Annotated in this window: 17 protein-coding genes; 5 read left to right on the top strand and 12 right to left on the bottom strand. The window is 63.2% G+C overall.

Annotation, left to right across the window (positions count from 1 at the left end):
• Positions 1-12 precede the first annotated feature (12 nt).
• Positions 13-849: an NAD(P)-dependent oxidoreductase gene (locus HMPREF3048_RS11480; protein ID WP_070772437.1), complete on the top strand. Its 837-nt coding sequence runs from the start codon at positions 13-15 to the stop codon at positions 847-849.
• Positions 850-1,077: 228 nt separating this feature from the next.
• Here HMPREF3048_RS11480 and HMPREF3048_RS11475 read toward each other — a convergent pair whose 3' ends face one another.
• Complete coding sequence (locus HMPREF3048_RS11475) at positions 1,078-1,896, bottom strand: DedA family protein (RefSeq protein ID WP_083316885.1); 819 nt, start codon at positions 1,894-1,896, stop codon at positions 1,078-1,080.
• 100 nt (positions 1,897-1,996) lie between these two features.
• Here HMPREF3048_RS11475 and HMPREF3048_RS11470 point away from each other — a divergent pair, with 100 nt between their 5' ends.
• Positions 1,997-2,311, top strand: a complete 315-nt coding sequence (locus HMPREF3048_RS11470) for a FitA-like ribbon-helix-helix domain-containing protein (RefSeq protein ID WP_101741241.1) — start codon at positions 1,997-1,999, stop codon at positions 2,309-2,311.
• The gene (locus HMPREF3048_RS11465) at positions 2,308-2,730 is read left to right on the top strand and encodes a type II toxin-antitoxin system VapC family toxin (protein ID WP_070772436.1); all 423 of its coding nucleotides are present in this window, start codon (positions 2,308-2,310) and stop codon (positions 2,728-2,730) included. Before HMPREF3048_RS11470 ends, HMPREF3048_RS11465 begins: the two co-directional genes overlap by 4 nt.
• Here the strand turns inward: HMPREF3048_RS11465 and HMPREF3048_RS11460 are convergent.
• The 10 genes from HMPREF3048_RS11460 to HMPREF3048_RS11415 all read right to left on the bottom strand — a co-directional run bounded on the left by HMPREF3048_RS11460 (position 2,727) and on the right by HMPREF3048_RS11415 (position 14,210).
• On the bottom strand, positions 2,727-4,106 hold the full coding sequence (locus HMPREF3048_RS11460; RefSeq protein ID WP_070772434.1) for a protoporphyrinogen oxidase: 1,380 nt from the start codon (positions 4,104-4,106) through the stop codon (positions 2,727-2,729). The genes HMPREF3048_RS11465 and HMPREF3048_RS11460 overlap by 4 nt on opposite strands.
• Positions 4,106-5,155, bottom strand: a complete 1,050-nt coding sequence (gene hemE / locus HMPREF3048_RS11455; protein WP_070772432.1) for a uroporphyrinogen decarboxylase — start codon at positions 5,153-5,155, stop codon at positions 4,106-4,108. The genes HMPREF3048_RS11460 and hemE overlap by 1 nt, the downstream gene beginning before the upstream one ends.
• A 26-nt stretch (positions 5,156-5,181) precedes the next feature.
• Positions 5,182-7,707, bottom strand: coding sequence for a heavy metal translocating P-type ATPase (locus tag HMPREF3048_RS11450; RefSeq protein WP_070772430.1), 2,526 nt, complete (start codon positions 7,705-7,707; stop codon positions 5,182-5,184).
• A complete protein-coding gene (locus tag HMPREF3048_RS11445; RefSeq protein WP_070614466.1) occupies positions 7,708-8,229 on the bottom strand; it encodes a hypothetical protein in 522 nt (173 codons plus the stop codon).
• Positions 8,230-8,236: 7 nt separating this feature from the next.
• Positions 8,237-8,851 carry a hypothetical protein gene (locus HMPREF3048_RS11440; protein WP_070772423.1) on the bottom strand — a complete coding sequence of 205 codons (615 nt, stop codon included), beginning with the start codon at positions 8,849-8,851 and terminating at the stop codon, positions 8,237-8,239.
• Positions 8,844-9,845, bottom strand: coding sequence for a porphobilinogen synthase (hemB, locus tag HMPREF3048_RS11435; RefSeq protein WP_371325692.1), 1,002 nt, complete (start codon positions 9,843-9,845; stop codon positions 8,844-8,846). Before hemB ends, HMPREF3048_RS11440 begins: the two co-directional genes overlap by 8 nt.
• A gap of 42 nt (positions 9,846-9,887) precedes the next feature.
• Positions 9,888-11,588, bottom strand: coding sequence for a bifunctional uroporphyrinogen-III C-methyltransferase/uroporphyrinogen-III synthase (locus HMPREF3048_RS11430; protein ID WP_070614464.1), 1,701 nt, complete (start codon positions 11,586-11,588; stop codon positions 9,888-9,890).
• A gap of 132 nt (positions 11,589-11,720) precedes the next feature.
• Positions 11,721-12,602 (bottom strand): hydroxymethylbilane synthase, encoded by an 882-nt coding sequence (hemC, locus tag HMPREF3048_RS11425; RefSeq protein WP_070449667.1) that lies wholly within the window; start codon positions 12,600-12,602, stop codon positions 11,721-11,723.
• Positions 12,603-13,928 carry a glutamyl-tRNA reductase gene (locus HMPREF3048_RS11420; protein ID WP_083316884.1) on the bottom strand — a complete coding sequence of 442 codons (1,326 nt, stop codon included), beginning with the start codon at positions 13,926-13,928 and terminating at the stop codon, positions 12,603-12,605.
• Positions 13,929-13,973: 45 nt separating this feature from the next.
• Positions 13,974-14,210, bottom strand: a complete 237-nt coding sequence (locus HMPREF3048_RS11415; protein WP_070772414.1) for a glutaredoxin family protein — start codon at positions 14,208-14,210, stop codon at positions 13,974-13,976.
• A gap of 85 nt (positions 14,211-14,295) precedes the next feature.
• Between HMPREF3048_RS11415 and HMPREF3048_RS11410 the strand changes: the two genes are divergently transcribed.
• Together HMPREF3048_RS11410 and HMPREF3048_RS11405 are read left to right on the top strand one after the other, a co-directional pair.
• Entirely contained in the window at positions 14,296-15,330 is a 1,035-nt protein-coding gene (locus HMPREF3048_RS11410; RefSeq protein WP_070421702.1) for an HAD family hydrolase, read from the top strand.
• The gene (locus HMPREF3048_RS11405) at positions 15,323-15,724 is read left to right on the top strand and encodes a GNAT family N-acetyltransferase (RefSeq protein ID WP_246818905.1); all 402 of its coding nucleotides are present in this window, start codon (positions 15,323-15,325) and stop codon (positions 15,722-15,724) included. The genes HMPREF3048_RS11410 and HMPREF3048_RS11405 overlap by 8 nt, the downstream gene beginning before the upstream one ends.
• A gap of 130 nt (positions 15,725-15,854) precedes the next feature.
• Here the strand turns inward: HMPREF3048_RS11405 and HMPREF3048_RS11400 are convergent, their stop codons facing one another.
• Positions 15,855-16,316: an ASCH domain-containing protein gene (locus HMPREF3048_RS11400; RefSeq protein ID WP_070772412.1), complete on the bottom strand. Its 462-nt coding sequence runs from the start codon at positions 16,314-16,316 to the stop codon at positions 15,855-15,857.
• Positions 16,317-16,448 lie beyond the last annotated feature (132 nt).

Genomic DNA, 16,448 nt, shown 5'->3' with positions numbered 1-16,448 from the left:
ATCGTAGGCCATATGAAAATTGCGTTTTTAGGCCTTGGCCGTATGGGAACTGAGCTCGCGCTCAAGCTTGTCGACGACCACTCGCTGACCGTGTGGAACCGCACCGCCGAAAAGACCACTCCCCTGGTCGAACGTGGCGCGCGTGCCGCCGACACTCCGGAGGAGGCCGTCAAGGGCGCGGATCTTGTCATTACGTCGTTGTTCGGCCCGGACACCGTCCGTGAGGTTGTCATCGAACCTGCCCTCATCCCCGAGGGTGCGACCTGGGCCGACTCCACCACCATCTCCCCGGAGGATGCCGCCGAGTTCGCCGCTGCTGTCCCCGGCTACGTCCACACCCCGGTGGTCGGCTCGCTGCCGCCCGCCCGCGCAGGCAAGTTGGGCGTCTACGTCGGCGGAGCCGATGCTTCTCGACGATCCACCGTCGCCGACGTCGTCACCCCCTGGGCCGCCGCCAACCCGGAGCGTTTGAAGGTTGTCGACACCGCCCCAGCCGCCGCCACCGGCAAACTGCTGGCCAACCTGGCCCTGGCCGTCACCATCCAGGGCTTCAAGGAGGCGTTGGCTTTGGGCGAGTCACAGGGTCTCGCGCCGGAGCAGGTCGTGGACATGCTCGGCTCCACCGGCCTGGAGTTCATCGTGAACATGAAGAGCCCATTCCTGTTGGGCGAGCGCTCCACCTCGCCTGGCGACTTCACCGCCGACGCCATCGCCAAGGACGCCCGCCTCATGCTGGCCACCGCCGACAAGGACCTGCCGGCCGTCGCCGCAGCGCTTGCCTCCCTGGAGGAGCAGCAGGAGGCCGGCCGCGGCGACGAGGACTTCTCCACCGTCGTGGTCAACCGGTAGGGGTTCACCTGCTCTCCGTCGCCCTCGCCCCTGCCCTTGCCCTGCCTCTGTCCTTGCTCCGCCCCTCGCCCCTGCCCTTTAAGTGAAGAAAGTTCCCGCTCAGGGAACTTTCTTCACCCCGACAGGCAAGAAGATTCACTTTCCCCAGGGAAGACGGCAACCAGAACGAAAATAGTTCCACGCCCCAACCGGGAGCGTGGAACTATTTTGCGTTGGCGACCATTTTCGCTACTTGCCTGCCTCGAGCTCGTTGCCCACGGCCTCGACGGCGCGCCCTTTCTTCTTCGACTGGTTGCGGAAGATACCGAAAAACACCACGACCAACAGCGCAATTGCAACCCAGTTGGCTACCTTGGCGTACTGATCCAGGACCTCCACGACCGGCTCACCGATCCACCAGCCCAGTCCAAGGTAGAGGAACGACCAGAGGGTTTTGGAGATGAAGTTCAGCACCATGAACTTCCACAACGGCATGCCCGAAATACCCATGAACACGAACACCACAAATGCGATCGGCAACGGAATGGGCACGTACGCCAGGAAGATGCCGATCCAGCCGAGTTTGATCGCCCACCCTTCCACGCGTGCGATGTTCTTCGCCGCACGTTTGGAGTTCGCCGCCTGCACCTCCAGGATGCCGCGACCCCAGAGTTTGCCGGCCCACCAGTAGATCCAGTCGAACTTGATATTCACCAAGGACCCGATGAGCAGGTAGATCAGCCAGTGGGGCGCCTCCCCCACCGCGGCGAGCGCACCGGTGGAGGCTGCGCCGACGCGTGAGCCGGTCAGTGCCAGCAGGACCGGCGGGTGCAGGCCGAGCAGCCATGCACGCAGCGGGATCATTGCCAGGCCGAAGATGCCGACGAAGCCAAACCAGGCCAGGCACCAGTAGTCGGCTTTGGTGGGCTTGCCGTTCCAGGGCAGGCCTTCTTCTTCCCACCATTCCTTCTCGGCGGGTTCGGTGGGTGCCGCGGCACCAGCAGCGCCGGCAGCTTCGGCGGCTTCGGTGGGTTCGGCGGCATCGCGCTCGTTGGCGTGTTCTTCCATAGGTGATCAACCTAGCGGAGAACCCGCATTTGACCCTAGCCACGCATCGCCCATCGGTGCTAGCATTTTGACAGCACAATTTGGATCGTAAGGAGGCAGCATGGGCGCTATCCAAAAAAGCAAAGCGACGCGCATCACGCGTCGGGCTGAGACCACGGTCGCTGAAAAGCCAGAGAAGACCGTAACGTTGACTATCCGTGGCGTCGACGAGAGAGTGCGCCACAAGATCAAACTTCAGGCCAGTATGAATGGACGGTCTATGGAGGCAGAGGTACGTCATATTCTGGAAGAAGCAGTCCGACCTGTAAAGGCTGGCTTGGAGCTTTTCGAGCTCTCCCAAGAGGTGGGAGGTATGGATGACCTCGCCGGTGTTATGGATGAAATGGTCACTGCCCGTCGCGGCGGTCAGTCATGATCATCCTTGATACGAACGTTGTTTCAGAGCTTTGCCGGAAGGCTCCGCACGAAAACGTCAGACGATGGGCAGCCACCACAGACCCGAAGCAGTGCATTACTTCCATTACAGTCGGCGAGATTGTCCGAGGTGTACGGAGTTTGCCGTCGGGTGCCCGACGGAACGAAATTCAGCACGTTGTCTTCTGGCAATTGTCTAATTTCGAGCAGCGCAACGGTGTCCTCGCTTTTGATACAGACGCTGCCTGGGCGTTCGGCGAAATCGTCGTGGAGCGAAAAAGGATGGGACGCCCGATCCATGACGCCGATGCGATGATCGCCGCGATTTGTCGCGTCCACGATGCCCCGCTTGCCACCCGCAACCTCAAGGACTTTGAGGGCACGGATGTTACGCTCGTCGACCCCTGGGAAGGCGCCTAAAGCAGTTGCTTGGCGACGACACGCGCGTCCGCCACAACCGCCGGCACACCCACGCCACTCGCCCAGGCGCCAGTGACTGAGATGCCGTCCACCTTGTCGATGATGTTTCGGACGTTGGCCACGGTGGCGAGGTGGTGTTCGTCGAAACGCGGCAAGCCCCCGAACCAGCGGTGGACGAAGATCTCTTCCAAGCCGGCTTCGCGGCCGTCGAAACCGGTGATGGTTTTCAGGTCGTCGAGCGCCCAGTCCACCAGGTCGTCTTCGGTGGCGGTCAGGGCGATGTTGTCGCCGAAGCGGCCGAAGCTTGCGCGCACGATGGCGCCGCCACGTTCGGCGAGGTGCGGCCACTTGCGGGAGGAGAAGGTGAACGCCTTTGCCTTCACGTCGTCGGCACCGGTGGCGACGAGCACGCCCGAGTTCTGTGGCAGGCCCTCGTCGGTGGCAAACCGCATGCCGACGACTGCCGAGTTGGCCAACTTCACCGACTGGAGCTCCTGTGCCGCCTCTGGGACGACTTCCTTGAGCAGCAGCGCTGCGGTTGGTGCGGGTACGGCGAGGATGATGTGGTCGTAGATGGTGTCCTCGCCGCCCTTGAGGCGGAAGCCCTCGCCCTCACGGTGAATCTCCGAGACGAACGCGTCGATGTAGATGTCGGCTCCGGACTGTTCGGCGAGGGCTTCGTAGAGTTCGTGGTAGCCGTCGCGGAACGTGTTAAAGACCGCGCCCTGGCCGGTGGGCAGCTCCGCGCGAGAGCGCTCCAGGTTGGCCACGGCGGTGGACAGGTGCACCTTGCCGTCGCCGGCTTCAGCGAGGCGGTCGAGCTCTTCTGCCAGTTGCGGGATGGTGGCGCGAACGCCCAGGTCATCGGCGGTACAGGAGTAGACCCCACCAAGCAGAGACGACAGGATGACGTCGACGACTTCGTCGCCGTAGCGCTCGCGCACGAGTTTGCCGACGTTCATGTCGCCGTCGGTGTCCCAGGTGAAACCTTCGCGGTTAGCTTCGTCGTCGATACGCGCTGCGGTTTCGGCGCTGACCAAGTGCGCAACCGTTTCGGAGGTAGACGGGATGCCCATCACGCCGCCGGTAGGCAGACCGCGGGCCTCGCCATTGGACCAGATCAGGGAGCGCAACCCGGACGGCTCGACGAGCGAATCACCAAGACCCAACTCGGTGAAGAACTCGACCGCGTCCTTGCGGCGCGCCAGGAACGCCTCGGCGCCCATATCGGTCGGGCCGGCTTCGAACGCGACGGTGTAGAGCTTGCCGCCGATGCGGTCAGTGGCTTCGTAAACGTCGACTTTCGCATCAGCATTACGAAGCTCGAACGCTGCAGTCAGACCGGCAAGGCCTGCGCCGATAATGGCGATGTTCATTAAATCTCCTCGTGGATGATGCGCACTGCCTCAGTGATGGCGTCCGCATCGGTGGTCGGCAGTACGCCGTGGCCCAGGTTGAAGATGTGTCCGGTGGCGTCGCCAGCTTCGACTGCCCGGGCGGCCTCACCCTTGATGCGGGTAATCTCCTCGCGCACCACGTCGGTGCCGGCGAACAGCAACGCCGGATCCAGGTTGCCCTGCAGCACGCGCGGGGAGGCGAAACGCTTCGCGGCGGTGTCCAGCGGCACGCGCCAGTCCACACCCATCACCTCGCTGCCAGCCTCAGACATGGCGCCGAGCAGCTCGCCGGTGGCCACACCGAAGTGGATGCGCGGGATCTCTCCCGCCACTGAATCCAGGATTTCAACCGAGTACGGCAGGACAAACTCGCGGTAGTCGGCTTCGGTGAGGAAGCCTGCCCAGGAGTCGAAGAGTTGCATCGCGTCGATGCCGGCCTCGACCTGCATGCGGAGGAACTCGGTGATCGTTGGCACGAGGCGGCGCATGAGCGCGTGCCAGGTTTCCGGATCGCCGTGCATCATCGCCTTGGTCTTCTCGTGGTTCTTGCTCGGCCCGCCTTCGATGAGGTAGCTGGCCAGAGTGAACGGCGCGCCTACGAAGCCGATGAGGGCCTGGGTGTCGCTCAGTTCGTCGAGAATAATGCGGATGCCCTCGGCGACTTCCTCGACGGTGTGATCCAGGATCGGAAGGTTGTCCACGTCCGCGCGAGAGCGAATCGGAGCGTCCAGCACCGGGCCCGTACCCGGCACGATCTCCACCCCAACACCCGCTGCCTTCAGCGGCACCACAATGTCAGAGAACAAGATCGCCGCGTCCATGTCGTGGCGGCGCACCGGCTGCAGCGTGATCTCTGCGAGTAGTTCCGGCATGAAGCACGAATCCAGCATTGCAATGCCTTCTCGCACCTTGCGGTACTCCGGCAAGGAACGGCCGGCTTGGCGCATGAACCACACCGGGGTGCGGGACGGAGTGCGGCCATAGGCGGCCTCAAGGAACGGAGCGTTAACAAGGTCGCGTCTAGTCATAGTGCCTTAGCCTACCTGCGAAAAGCCTAGATCTTGAACCGGCGTGCCCGGCGCGACTTCGCCTCGATGAACAGGGAGCTGCCCAGCATGAGCAGTGTCGCACCGACGGGTGGCAGCGCTCCAGCTGCGGCGAGGACGACTGCGGTGGCGTTATACGCAACGGCGAAGGCGAGGTTGCTGTTGGCGATGCGTTTAACGCGTTGGGCGTGCTCGATGAGTTGGGGCACGGACATGACGTCTTCGCGGATGAGAACGACTTCGGCGTCGTCGCTCCAGCGTGGCTCTTTGGTGCCGGCGAGGTCGTCTTCGGCGAAGAGGATGCCGGAGTCGGCGACGCGCAGGGTGGGCAGGACGGAGGCGTCGCCAACCATGGCAACGTTGGAACCTTGTGTGTGCAGTGCACGCACAGCATGGGGTTTGTCCAGTCCGTGAATGCCGGCAAGCACTTGGGAGATGCCGAGGAAGTCAGCGAACCGGCGCGCCACCGGGTAGGTGTCGCGGGTGAGCATGACGGTTTCCACGCCCATGGATTCCAGGCGGTCGATGGCCTGGATGGCGTCGTCTTTAGCGGGGTCGTACAGCGTGATCACGCCGCGGTCACGTCCACCCCACCGCACGACGACGGGTGTGCCGCCAGTCGTGGCGGCGACGGAGAGTTTGCCGTGGAGTTGCGACAGGTTCGTCGGGCGCCACAGCGATGCCGCAAACGTTTCGGAGCGTGCGTTTTCACCAGTGCCCCACGTTGCGGTAATTGGTCCACCGAACTCGCCGTCGGGTGAGAAGGTGTCACCGTTGGCTTCGATCCAGTCTGGGATGCGTGGGTCGCCGGAGCGGGCGTCGCGTGCTCCTCGTGCTGCTTTCACGATTGCTTTGGAGGCCGGGTGGTCCGAGTCGGCAGACAGGACGCCGGCGATGCGCAGCACCAGTTCAGTGCTTTCGCCACGTACTGCGGTGACGGTTTCCACATGCATTTCCGGTTTGACCAGGGTGCCCACACGGTTGAAGACGACCATGTCGGTGTCGGCCAGGGTGCGAAGCGCGTTGCCGTCGCGCACAAGCATGCCGTGGCGCACGGCGGAGTCGAGGCCTTGGCGCATGGCGAGTGCAGGTGAAATGGCCAAACTCACGGGTGCGACGACGACCAGGATGGCCAGCGACGTCGCAGCGGCCGTGTTGATGTTGCCGTTAAACAGCAGCCAGAGTCCGAAGTTGAGCACCGCGATGACATAGGCGGTTGGGATCAGCAGGCCCGCGGAGCGAGTCGAGACCATGGTGGCTGCGTTTTGGTGACGTGAGGCGTCGTCAAGCCAGCGCTGCACCGCCGCAAGCAGTGTGGTGTGGCCGACGCGCGCGGCGCGGACTTTGATCTCGCCCGAGGTGAGCACCGAGCCGGCGGTGACAATCGAGCCGACTTTGAGGACTTCGTCGCGGTGCGTATCGACGAGCTCCCCACCAATCCGGCCGGAACCACCAACCACTTCCCCATCGACTGGGATGATGTGGCCTGCGGTGAGCGTGACGTCGTCGCCACGCCTGATCTCTGTTGCAGGCAACTCTTCGGGGCTGGGTGTGCCGCGTTTGTCGCGGTGATCCACGTTGTAGACGTCCTCGGTGCCGGGCCTGCGGGATTCGAGTTCCTCGCGCAGATCGGTGCGCACCTGCATGGAGAAGTACCTGCCGAATAGCAGCAGCGTGGTCACGGTGCAGGACACTTCGAAATACAGCTCGGGGCTGTCTGACATGCGCAGTGGCATCCAGCTGCCGGTGGTGGTGTAGCCGATGTCGCCGACGCTGGTAAACAGCAGCATGGCAAACGACCACACATAGGAGGCCAGGATGGCGATCGAACTGGCACCGTCTAGCGCCGAAATACCGCGACGCACGCCGCCTGCCATGGCGCGGTGGAACGGGGATGCGCACCACAGCGCCACCGGGGTGGCCAGCGCGAAGCACACCCACTGCCAGCCCGGGAAGTCCAGCGACGGGATGTAGGTGAGTAGCAGCACCGGGATGGTCAGCAGCACCGCCACCACAAGGCGCGTCGGTGTGACTAGGTCGCGGGCGGTAAACAGCACGTCGCCTTCACGCCGGGAGCGCCGCGACACCGGACGCACAAACCCTTGCGCACGGGCGATCAGGTTCGCCTCTTCGTTACGACGATGCTTCGCCCGGCGCGGCATCGGGTGTTCCTGCCAGTAGCGGCCGTGTGCGCGACGCTGCAGGGTCGAGTCGGTCACGGTTGCGGTGACGCCGAAGCGTTCGATGGTGTCGGTGAGCTCCACAAGCGGCGTACTTGCCGGTGCGGTGACCCACGCCATCTTCGTCGGGTACACCAAGCGCGCCGACACACCTGGCAGCGCCTCAAGTGCTTCGGCGATGTCGGTCAGTTGGGGCCCGTCCTCAATGCCCTCCAGCTCGAAGGCGTAGGAGGCGTTGGGGCGGACAAGTTCCCCGTCCAGATCCCACGTCGCAGTGCCCGGGTCAATGCCTGCTTGGCGTGCGGCGTGGCGGGCTTCCTCGATGCAATTGTCCAGGTGTTCGTGGTTGCTCACTTACGCAACTCCCCTCCACAGGTCGCCACTTCGCGTATCGACGAACACATTCGCCGCCGGCCGGAACATCCCAAACAGGGCTGCGACAAGCAGGACAACCACCACGATGGAGGCCCAGCCAGCCACGCCGATGAAGAAGCCGGCAACGTTGAGGAACACAGTTGCCCCAATGCCTGCGGCTGCAATCCTTCGCGCAGTCTTCGACCCTTTATGGAAGTAGGCCGCACTCATCGACAGCAGGATGGCCAAGGCGATGTTGCCCCACGCCAAGATGCGTAGATTGAACCGGAAACGTTCGATCAATGCTTCGTCGGCACCTTCGATCATCCAGGTATCCGGCAGCCGGTCAGGCACGCCCTTGACCAGGGTCATCAGCCCGATGACGATCATCAACACCGCACTGGCAACCACCAGGTAGTAGGCGGTACGTAGCGGTCGGGGCCACTGCTCGGTGGCCTCGCCGCTGTACCTACGGTTCTTGTCATTCGGGTCTGAGACCATCGTGGGGAACATGCCTGCCATTGGGGACCTACTGTTCCTTCTCTGTCTTGGACGCGTCTTTCTTCGACGCATCCTTCTTGGGCGCTACCCAGTTCACGGCGTCTTTGTCCGTGGAGTAGATGATGCCCAGAATGCCGGCCACACCCAGAATGATTTGGACGACACCGTCGATGCCGTAGAACACCACCGGTATGGCGGTGGAGGCGGGCTGCATCATGAACAGCGTGATCATGCGGAGGGCGAAGAACACCCCGAAGATCTGCAGCAGCCGGTACGCGTTGCCAGCCTGGGAGCTTTTGTTCCGCACGGCGCGCAGCGCGAACACGAACAACAGCAGCACACCCAACTGGATGAGTGTCATGAGGATCAGGGATCCGTAGACGCCCATGTTGATTAGGCCGTCCGAGATTTCCTCGCCACGCTGCTTAGCTTGTTGCTTGGCGGCGTCCCGCAGCGCGGACGGGTCGACGAACGCGAATACGACGGAGAGAATCTGGTGGATTAACTCGCCTGCGATCATCACTGCCCAGCACCGCAGCATCAACTGCACGGCCTCCGGCGGGCCGCCCGGCGTCTTCTTGTCCACGGCGCTGGCGTCGACGTGGCTGGGGCTCTTCGGGTTGAGTGGCGGGAGGCTAACCATTGAGCTGCTTTGCTGCTTCGATGGCGTAGTAGGTCAGAATCTGGTCCGCACCAGCGCGTTTAATGGATACCAGCGACTCCATCATGGTCTCTTCGAAGTCGATCCAACCGTTCACGCCTGCTGCCTTGAGCATCGCGTACTCGCCGGAGACCTGGTAGGCCGCCACCGGCACTGGTGACATTTCTGCCACCTTGGCCAGCACGTCAAGGTACGGCAAGGCCGGCTTGACCATGACAATGTCTGCGCCTTCGGCGATGTCCAGTTCGGTCTCCAGAAGGGATTCACGCACGTTTGCGGGATCCTGTTGGTAGGTGCGGCGATCGCCCTTCAGCGACGAGCCGACAGCATCGCGGAACGGACCAAAGAACTTGGAGGCATACTTCGCGGAGTACGCCATGATGATGACGTCCTCAAAGCCCTCGCGGTCGAGTGCCTTACGGATCTCGCCGATCTGGCCGTCCATCATGCCGGACGGGCTGACCATGTGTGCGCCAGCGCGCGCCTGGGACAGGGCGAGGTCGCAGTAGATTTCAACCGTCTTGTCGTTGTCCACGATCTCGTTGCCGTGTGCATCGGTACGCAGCACACCACAGTGGCCGTGATCGGTGAACTCATCAAGGCACGTATCGGAGATGATGACCAGGTCGTCGCCGAATTCGTCGCGAAGCGCCTTGATCCCGCGGTTCAAAATGCCATCTTCCGCGACACCGATGGAGCCTGTGGCGTCCTTATCCGCTTCAAGCGGCACACCAAACAGGTCGATCGCCCGCACACCAGCTTCAAGCGCCTCGTGGCAAATTGCCTTCAGGGAATCCTCGGTGTGCTGGTACACCCCCGGCATGGAGGCAATCTCGCGCGGCGCATCAAGGCCGTCTGCGATAAACAGCGGGAGGATGAAGTCGGCCGGGTGCAGCCTCGTCTCCGCCGTCAGGGTGCGCAATGCGGGGTTCTGCCGCAAGCGCCGTGGTCGTCGGGTGAGCTCAAAATCTGCCATGCGCCACATCTTAGAACGTCACCCGACACGACCCCAGCCGTGCTAGTTGCTCGCTGCCGACTTCCGGCGCTTCTTGCGCGGAGGCGGCAACTGCCCAGCCGCACGCAGACCAGCAACGTGCTCTGCCAAGGCGTCAATGAGCGACGGGATATCGGCGACCTCCGGGACGACGTCCACACGCAAGCCCTGCTCGCGGGCTTCCGCCTCCGTCACCGGGCCAATGCAGGCGATGATGGTGCGCGCGTGCGGCTTGCCGGCAATACCCACAAGGTTCTTCACCGTCGACGGGGAGGTGAAGCACACGGCGTCGAACCCGCCGGTCTTGATCATGTCGCGCGTCTCCGGTGGTGGCGGAGCAGCACGCACGGTGCGGTAGGCGACAACGTCGTCGACCTCCCACCCCTTGGCCTCCAGGCCATCGACCAGGACGTCGGAGCCCAGGTCCGCGCGCGGCAGCAGCACACGGCCAACCGGGTCGATATCCTCGACATACTCCGGGAAGATCTCCGCCAGACCAGCAGCGTTCTGCTTTGTACGGTGCGGGATCAGCTCCGGGTACATGCCACGGGCACGCAGCGCATCAGCGGTCTTCTGCCCCACCGCACCCAGGTGCACGCCGGCAAACGAGCGGGCGTCCAGGCCAAGCTCCTCGAACTTGTCCCACACCGCATCAACGGCATTAACAGAGGTAAACAGCACCCAGCGGTAGCGTCCCTCCACAATGCCCTTGATCGCGCGGTCCATCTGTGCCGGGTTGCGCGGCGGCTCAAGCGAAATCGTCGGCACCGACTGCGGGATCGCCCCGTACTGCGTCAGGCGGGCGTTCATCGGGCCAGCCTGTTCCTTGGCGCGCGGCACAAGCACGCGCCAGCCATACAACGGCCGGTTTTCCCACCAGGAGTACTTCGAGCGGTCGTCCGCAACAGTGCCAAGCGTAACGACGAGCGCACCCGACAGATCCGCATCCAACTTGCCCACCGTCTGCAACGTGGCATCAAACGTGCGCTGCAGACGCGTCGTTCCGTTCGTCGTAATCGTCACCGGAGTGGCGCCTTGGAAACCGCGCTCCATAAGCGCTTCTGCCATCTCCGCGAGGTGCTCCTGGGTGGCCTGGAACACCAACGGTTGCGGCGCAGACGCCAACTGATCCCAGTCCACCGGACCGTTGGTCAGGTCAGCCTCGGTGTAGGTCGAACCCAACGCAATGCCAGCGAAGGACGGCACCGTCGACGGCAAGGACATGCCCGGCACCACGTGGAACTCCAGGCCAGCGTCTGCAACGGCGGAGATCTCCTCCATCACAGCATCACGGGTCAGCGGGTTGCCGGCGACCAGACGGATCACGTCACCGTCGCCTGCCTCGCCGTCCTCGATGGACTTCGCTGCCGCGTCGAGCGCCTCGCGCAGCTTCGGCACAATGCCCTCACCTGCCAGCTCATGCTCAGAAATTTCCGCCGCGGTTGGGTCTTCCGGCTTCGGCGGTTTACGGCGCGCACCCGCTGCTTTCGCGTCGGCGCACATCTGCTCGTAGACAGCTTTCGCCTCATCGAGCTTGGCCTGCGGCACTGGCAATGCTGAACCAACGAAGTTTCGGACCCCCGCCGACACTTCCGGATCGACGAGTGCGATAGCGTTAGCTTCCATCACCTCGCGGGCACGGACCGTGAGCAGTTCAGGGTTGCCCGGTCCGGCACCCACGAAGATCACCTTCCCCGGCTGGGGGGTGTGAGAGGGCAATGTCATAGAGGAATCTCTTCTAGGCACAAATAACATCCCCCACGCAGACGGATCCACTTAAGCGACCCGTTGCGCGGAGGGGTGTGAACGTATGGTATTTACACCATAAAAGGGATATGCCCCAGAACAAAACCACCGCTACTTCATAACGTCGGCGGCACCGCGTTCAAGCAACGCCTCAGCAGCGCGTCGACCGATCTCCTCCGGGTCCGTACCCTGGACATCTTCCACGAGGGAACGGGACCCATCCAGCGCAAACACACCGGCACGCAGCTCGATGCCGTTCTCCGTCGCACGCGCGGTTGCCGCCACCGGCGCGGTGCAGCCGGCCTCGAGTACGGCAAGTACGGTGCGCTCGGCGCGGGCCTCGGCGGTTGCGGTGTCGTCGATAAGTTTCGCGATTGCTTCGCGGCCAGCCGCATCGTCGACACGGCACTCGACCGCAAGTGCACCCTGGGCGGGCGCTGGGATGAACTCGTGCGGGTCGAAGATCTGGGTCGCCCGGTCGCCGTAGCCACCGCGCACCAAGCCTGCGTACGCGAGCATGATCGCGTCCAACTCGCCAGATTCGACGTAGCCCATGCGGCGCTCAATGTTGCCACGCAACGGACGAATGTCCAGGTCCGGACGCATCGCGCGCAGCTGGGAAATACGACGAGGTGCCGATGTGCCCACGCGGGCACCTTCCGGCAGCTCCGCCAGCGTCAGCCCATCGCGGGCGATGAGCGCCTCGCGGTTGTCCTCACGCTTGGGCACGATGAGATAGGAACGCGGCTCGTACGCCGTGGGCAAGTCCTTAAACGAGTGGACCGCAACATCCACCTCGCCATTAAACAGCGCGTCGCGCAGCGCGGAAGTGAACACACCGACGCCAATTCGCTCCACCGGCGCCTGCGACAGGTCGCCCGGGGTGACCACGATCTTCAACTCAGCCGGGTGGCCAACCGCGCCAAGGTCGTCGCGGACATGGCCCGCCTGTGTCGTCGCCAAGTGCGAACCACGAGTACCAATCTTCAACATTTACTTCTCCTTACCGCGCAGTTCCTCAGGCAGCGGGAGACGCTGCGCCTCCACCGACACCGCCGGCTGATCCAGCCCGAACAGTTCGGTCACTACCTCTTCCACACTCACTGTCTCCTGCGCCGCCGCAAGTTCCTTAATCTTCACCGTCGGCGCGTGCAGCAGCTTGTCCACGACCCTACGGACCGTGCGCTCAACCTGCTCAAAATCTTCCTCGCCCATCTCCGGAAGCCGGGTGCGAAGCTTCTGCAGCTCCTGGCCAGAGATCTCCGCAGCATTTCTGCGAAGCCTCGTCACCGCCGGGGCCACCCCACGCACCCGCTGCTCGGAGGAAAACAGTTTCACTTCCTCGTCGATAATCGCCTCTGCCTCGCGCAACGCACGGGAATCCTCGTTGGCCGTGTTACGCATCTGCTCGTGCAGATACTCGATGTTGACCAGGTGCACCCCGTCGATGTCAGTGACCGCGTCGTCGATATCGCGCGGCAACGACAGGTCCGCCAGCATCACCGGACCCGCAATGTCCTCCGGCGTAATGGTGAAGCCGTCAGCCGCCGTCGCGGACACCACAATGTCCACCCCACCCATCGCGTGCGAGCGGTCTTCAAAATCCACAACCTCCGCCGGCACGCCCGCCTCGCGGGAATGTCCAGCAAGGCGCTCGGCGCGGTCGCGCGTGCGGTTGGCAATCACCAACCCGTCAATGCCGCGCTTGCCCAGGTGCGTCGCCGCCAGCGAACTCATCGCGCCAGCCCCCAACACCAGAGCTTTCTTCCCCTTAAAGTCTTCAATCCTCATCAGCCCCATCGCCTCATCCAAGGCGGCGGTAACCATGGACGCGCCCGAGTCGTCGATAGTGGTCTCAGTGTGCACACGCTTGCCGGTATGCAGCGCCATCTGCGCCAACGAATGCAGATTCGGCCCCACCGTGCCACGCTCCGCCGCATCCACATACGCCGTACGCACCTGGCCGATGATCTGCTGCTCCCCCACAACCATCGAATCCAACCCCGACGCCACAGTAAACATGTGCTCCGCAGCAGCATCCGCGTACCGCACGTACAGGTAGCGACGCAGCTCCTCGATGCCCACCCCAGACACCTTCGTCAGCACCGTCAACACGTCCTCCACACCAGCGTGGAACGCGTTGGCCACCGCGTACACCTCGAGACGGTTGCAGGTGGAGATAATCATCGCCTCGGACAGCGAAGGCCGCTCAACAAGAGCCGCGGACGTCCCCTCCTGCAGCTCCGTATCCATGCTGAGACGTTCTAGTAGGGACACAGGTGCAGACCTATGCGACATCCCCACGACAAGAACACTCACAAAACCCTCCAGTCCGCGTTGGAAATCAAACTAAAGGATAGCCCCTTACGCGAGGAGCGCCGCCTCAAGGTCTGCGTTGTCCACTTCCCAGCAGGCAAACTCCTCGCCGTCAATCACGACAACCGGCACGCGATCGCCGTATTCGGCAGCGTTGTCGGGGTCCAGGTCGACGTCGACAAGCACTAGCTCCGCGCCACACTTCTCCACCACCGGAGCAATCTGCGCCGCCACCCGCTCGCACGAACCGCACGTGGACCGCACCATCAACTCCACCGTCTTCATCCGAACTCCTCTACATCGTGTCTGCGGCGCTCGCCGTTGTACGATTGCTCACGCTAACACCGCCACCGAAAGAGTCACGATTGCCATGTCAGAACAGCGGGAATTCCTTGCACAATGGTCAGTCTCTCAAGGAAACCTCCGCCGCTTCCTTGAGGACCTTGCACTGCCCCCGCTTGACGACGACGCCCAGCGCACCGCCGGCCAAGCCGCCGCAGCAGCCGCCGTCGAAGAAACCTTTGGCATCAACATTCAAGACTTCGCCCTCGGCGTCGACTCTGTCGGCGGCGCCTTCAAAACCGCGGGCCGCCAAAAAATCACCCAGCCGGACCCCGAAATTCCCCAGGACCTCGAGGCGGCGGCATTCTTCGACATCGACAACACCCTCATCCAGGGCTCGTCGCTAATCCTGCTCGCCCAAGGCCTGTTCAAGAAACGCTTCATCACCTTGCGCGAACTCGCCCCGGCCCTGTGGAAGCAGATCCGCTTCCGTGTCTCCGGATCCGAAAACGCCGACGACATCGCCGAAGGTCGCGAGCAGGCCCTTGCCGTGGTCAAAGGCAAACGTGTCGACGAGCTCAAGGAGGCCTGCCAGGAGATCGTCGACAAGCAGATGCTGAACAAGTCCTACTCGGACGTCATCGAACTGGCCTCCATGCACATCGCCGCCGGCCAGCAAGTCTGGCTCGTCTCCGCCACCCCGGTCCAGATCGGCCAGGCCCTGGCGGAGACCCTCGGGTTCACCGGCGCTTTGGGCACCGTCGCGGAAGAAGAGGACGGCAAGTTCACCGGCCGACTCGTCGGCGACATCCTCCACGGCCCCGGCAAGAAGCACGCCGTGGCCGCGCTGGCCGCGCTGCAGCAACTCGACCTGAAGCAGTGCACCGCCTACTCCGACAGCATCAACGACCTCCCCATGCTTGAGATGGTCGGCTCCCCCGTTGCCGTCAATCCGGACCGCGCGCTGCGTCGCCACGCAAAAGCCCAAGGCTGGGCCGTCCGCGACTACCGCTCCGTTCGCCGCGCCGTGCGCCTGTCCGCCCTGCCAGTATTGGGCGCTGCGGGAGCGTTCTCGCTGTGGCGCCTGTGGAACAAGCGGCAGGAAAGGACTCACCATGCCTGATGCGTTTGCCCTGCGCACCCCGCGGCTTGAGTTGTCGGTGCCGACAGATGCGGATATCGACGCCATCTTTGCCATCCACTCAGATCCCCGCACGTACGAGCACCGCCCCGAGCTGACAATGAAGACCCGCGATGAGGCTGTCGAGCTTGCGCGCTCGTGGCAGAACAATTGGGCTGAGCAGCAGTTGGGCTACTACACGGTACGCACCCTCGACGGCGCGACCATCGGCTTTACCGGGGTACGGCACAGCGAGGAAGCCGGCGAAGAAGTCCTGAACCTCTACTACCGTTTCGCACCAGAATCGCAAGGCCAGGGCTACGCCAAAGAAGCCGCGGCTGCCGCGATTGCCAGCGTCCGCGAGCGCTTCCCGTCATCGCCATCATCGACCCTGTGAATGAGGCATCGATTGGCCTAGCTTTGAGGCTCGGACTTGCGTATGTTCCCGGAGCGGGCGTCCCCGGCGACTACGAGGTGTACCGGCTTTCCTAGCTGGGAAAGCCGGCGTTGGTTCGGGCTGTGTGGCCTCAGCCGCGCCACGGCTCCAATGCCCTGATCGGGTACCGCTCATCAACGGTAAAGCGTTGGCACACCACCTGGGTGTTGTCGTCGATATCAAGCTCCCCGATGTACTCCACAAACTCTGGCGAGCGCCAATACTGCTCATGCCCAATGCGCCATTCGTTTGCGTCGGCGTAGCCCTCCCCCTCGGCGATGGCATGCTCGTCGCTCACGTCCGCCAACCGGTAAATCTGAACCTCAGTCGTGCGGATGACGCACACCACGTTGTCATGTGAGTCAAGGACGGCCTCGAGGGCACCCACTTCCTCATGCGGCTGATAGTCGTTGGGGTATTCAGCCAGCAAGGATGCTGTCGCAGTTTTCGTGCCGTCCAGGATGGCGTTGACAAGAGCGTCACGGAGCGGGCCTGGAAAGGCGAACTCGCCACGAGGCAACTCCGAAATGGGCTCTAAAGCATCCCGATTCATACGTTCATATTAGGCAGCGAGACTCACCGTCCTTGGTATCGCACTGTTATGCCTCGTAGTTTTGGGTTCCCGCAATCCTGGACAGTCGTTTTCCCTGGTCGTCTAGCTCTGTGTTTGTGGAACCAGACGATG

The organism is Corynebacterium sp. HMSC075D04 (assembly GCF_001815635.1).
GTDB lineage: Bacteria > Actinomycetota > Actinomycetes > Mycobacteriales > Mycobacteriaceae > Corynebacterium > Corynebacterium coyleae.
This window is presented reverse-complemented; position numbering and strand designations above follow the sequence as displayed.

Coding starts and splice junctions, on each gene's coding strand:
- HMPREF3048_RS11475 (WP_083316885.1), bottom strand. CDS start 1,896: ATGGAAGAACACGCCAACGAGCGCGATGCCGCCGAACCCACCGAAGCC.
- HMPREF3048_RS11405 (WP_246818905.1), top strand. CDS start 15,323: ATGCCTGATGCGTTTGCCCTGCGCACCCCGCGGCTTGAGTTGTCGGTG.
- HMPREF3048_RS11430 (WP_070614464.1), bottom strand. CDS start 11,588: ATGACATTGCCCTCTCACACCCCCCAGCCGGGGAAGGTGATCTTCGTG.
- HMPREF3048_RS11470 (WP_101741241.1), top strand. CDS start 1,997: ATGGGCGCTATCCAAAAAAGCAAAGCGACGCGCATCACGCGTCGGGCT.
- hemB (WP_371325692.1), bottom strand. CDS start 9,845: ATGGCAGATTTTGAGCTCACCCGACGACCACGGCGCTTGCGGCAGAAC.
- HMPREF3048_RS11445 (WP_070614466.1), bottom strand. CDS start 8,229: ATGGCAGGCATGTTCCCCACGATGGTCTCAGACCCGAATGACAAGAAC.
- HMPREF3048_RS11460 (WP_070772434.1), bottom strand. CDS start 4,106: ATGAACATCGCCATTATCGGCGCAGGCCTTGCCGGTCTGACTGCAGCG.
- hemC (WP_070449667.1), bottom strand. CDS start 12,602: ATGTTGAAGATTGGTACTCGTGGTTCGCACTTGGCGACGACACAGGCG.
- HMPREF3048_RS11480 (WP_070772437.1), top strand. CDS start 13: ATGAAAATTGCGTTTTTAGGCCTTGGCCGTATGGGAACTGAGCTCGCG.
- HMPREF3048_RS11410 (WP_070421702.1), top strand. CDS start 14,296: ATGTCAGAACAGCGGGAATTCCTTGCACAATGGTCAGTCTCTCAAGGA.
- HMPREF3048_RS11440 (WP_070772423.1), bottom strand. CDS start 8,851: ATGGTTAGCCTCCCGCCACTCAACCCGAAGAGCCCCAGCCACGTCGAC.
- hemE (WP_070772432.1), bottom strand. CDS start 5,155: ATGACTAGACGCGACCTTGTTAACGCTCCGTTCCTTGAGGCCGCCTAT.
- HMPREF3048_RS11415 (WP_070772414.1), bottom strand. CDS start 14,210: ATGAAGACGGTGGAGTTGATGGTGCGGTCCACGTGCGGTTCGTGCGAG.
- HMPREF3048_RS11400 (WP_070772412.1), bottom strand. CDS start 16,316: ATGAATCGGGATGCTTTAGAGCCCATTTCGGAGTTGCCTCGTGGCGAG.
- HMPREF3048_RS11465 (WP_070772436.1), top strand. CDS start 2,308: ATGATCATCCTTGATACGAACGTTGTTTCAGAGCTTTGCCGGAAGGCT.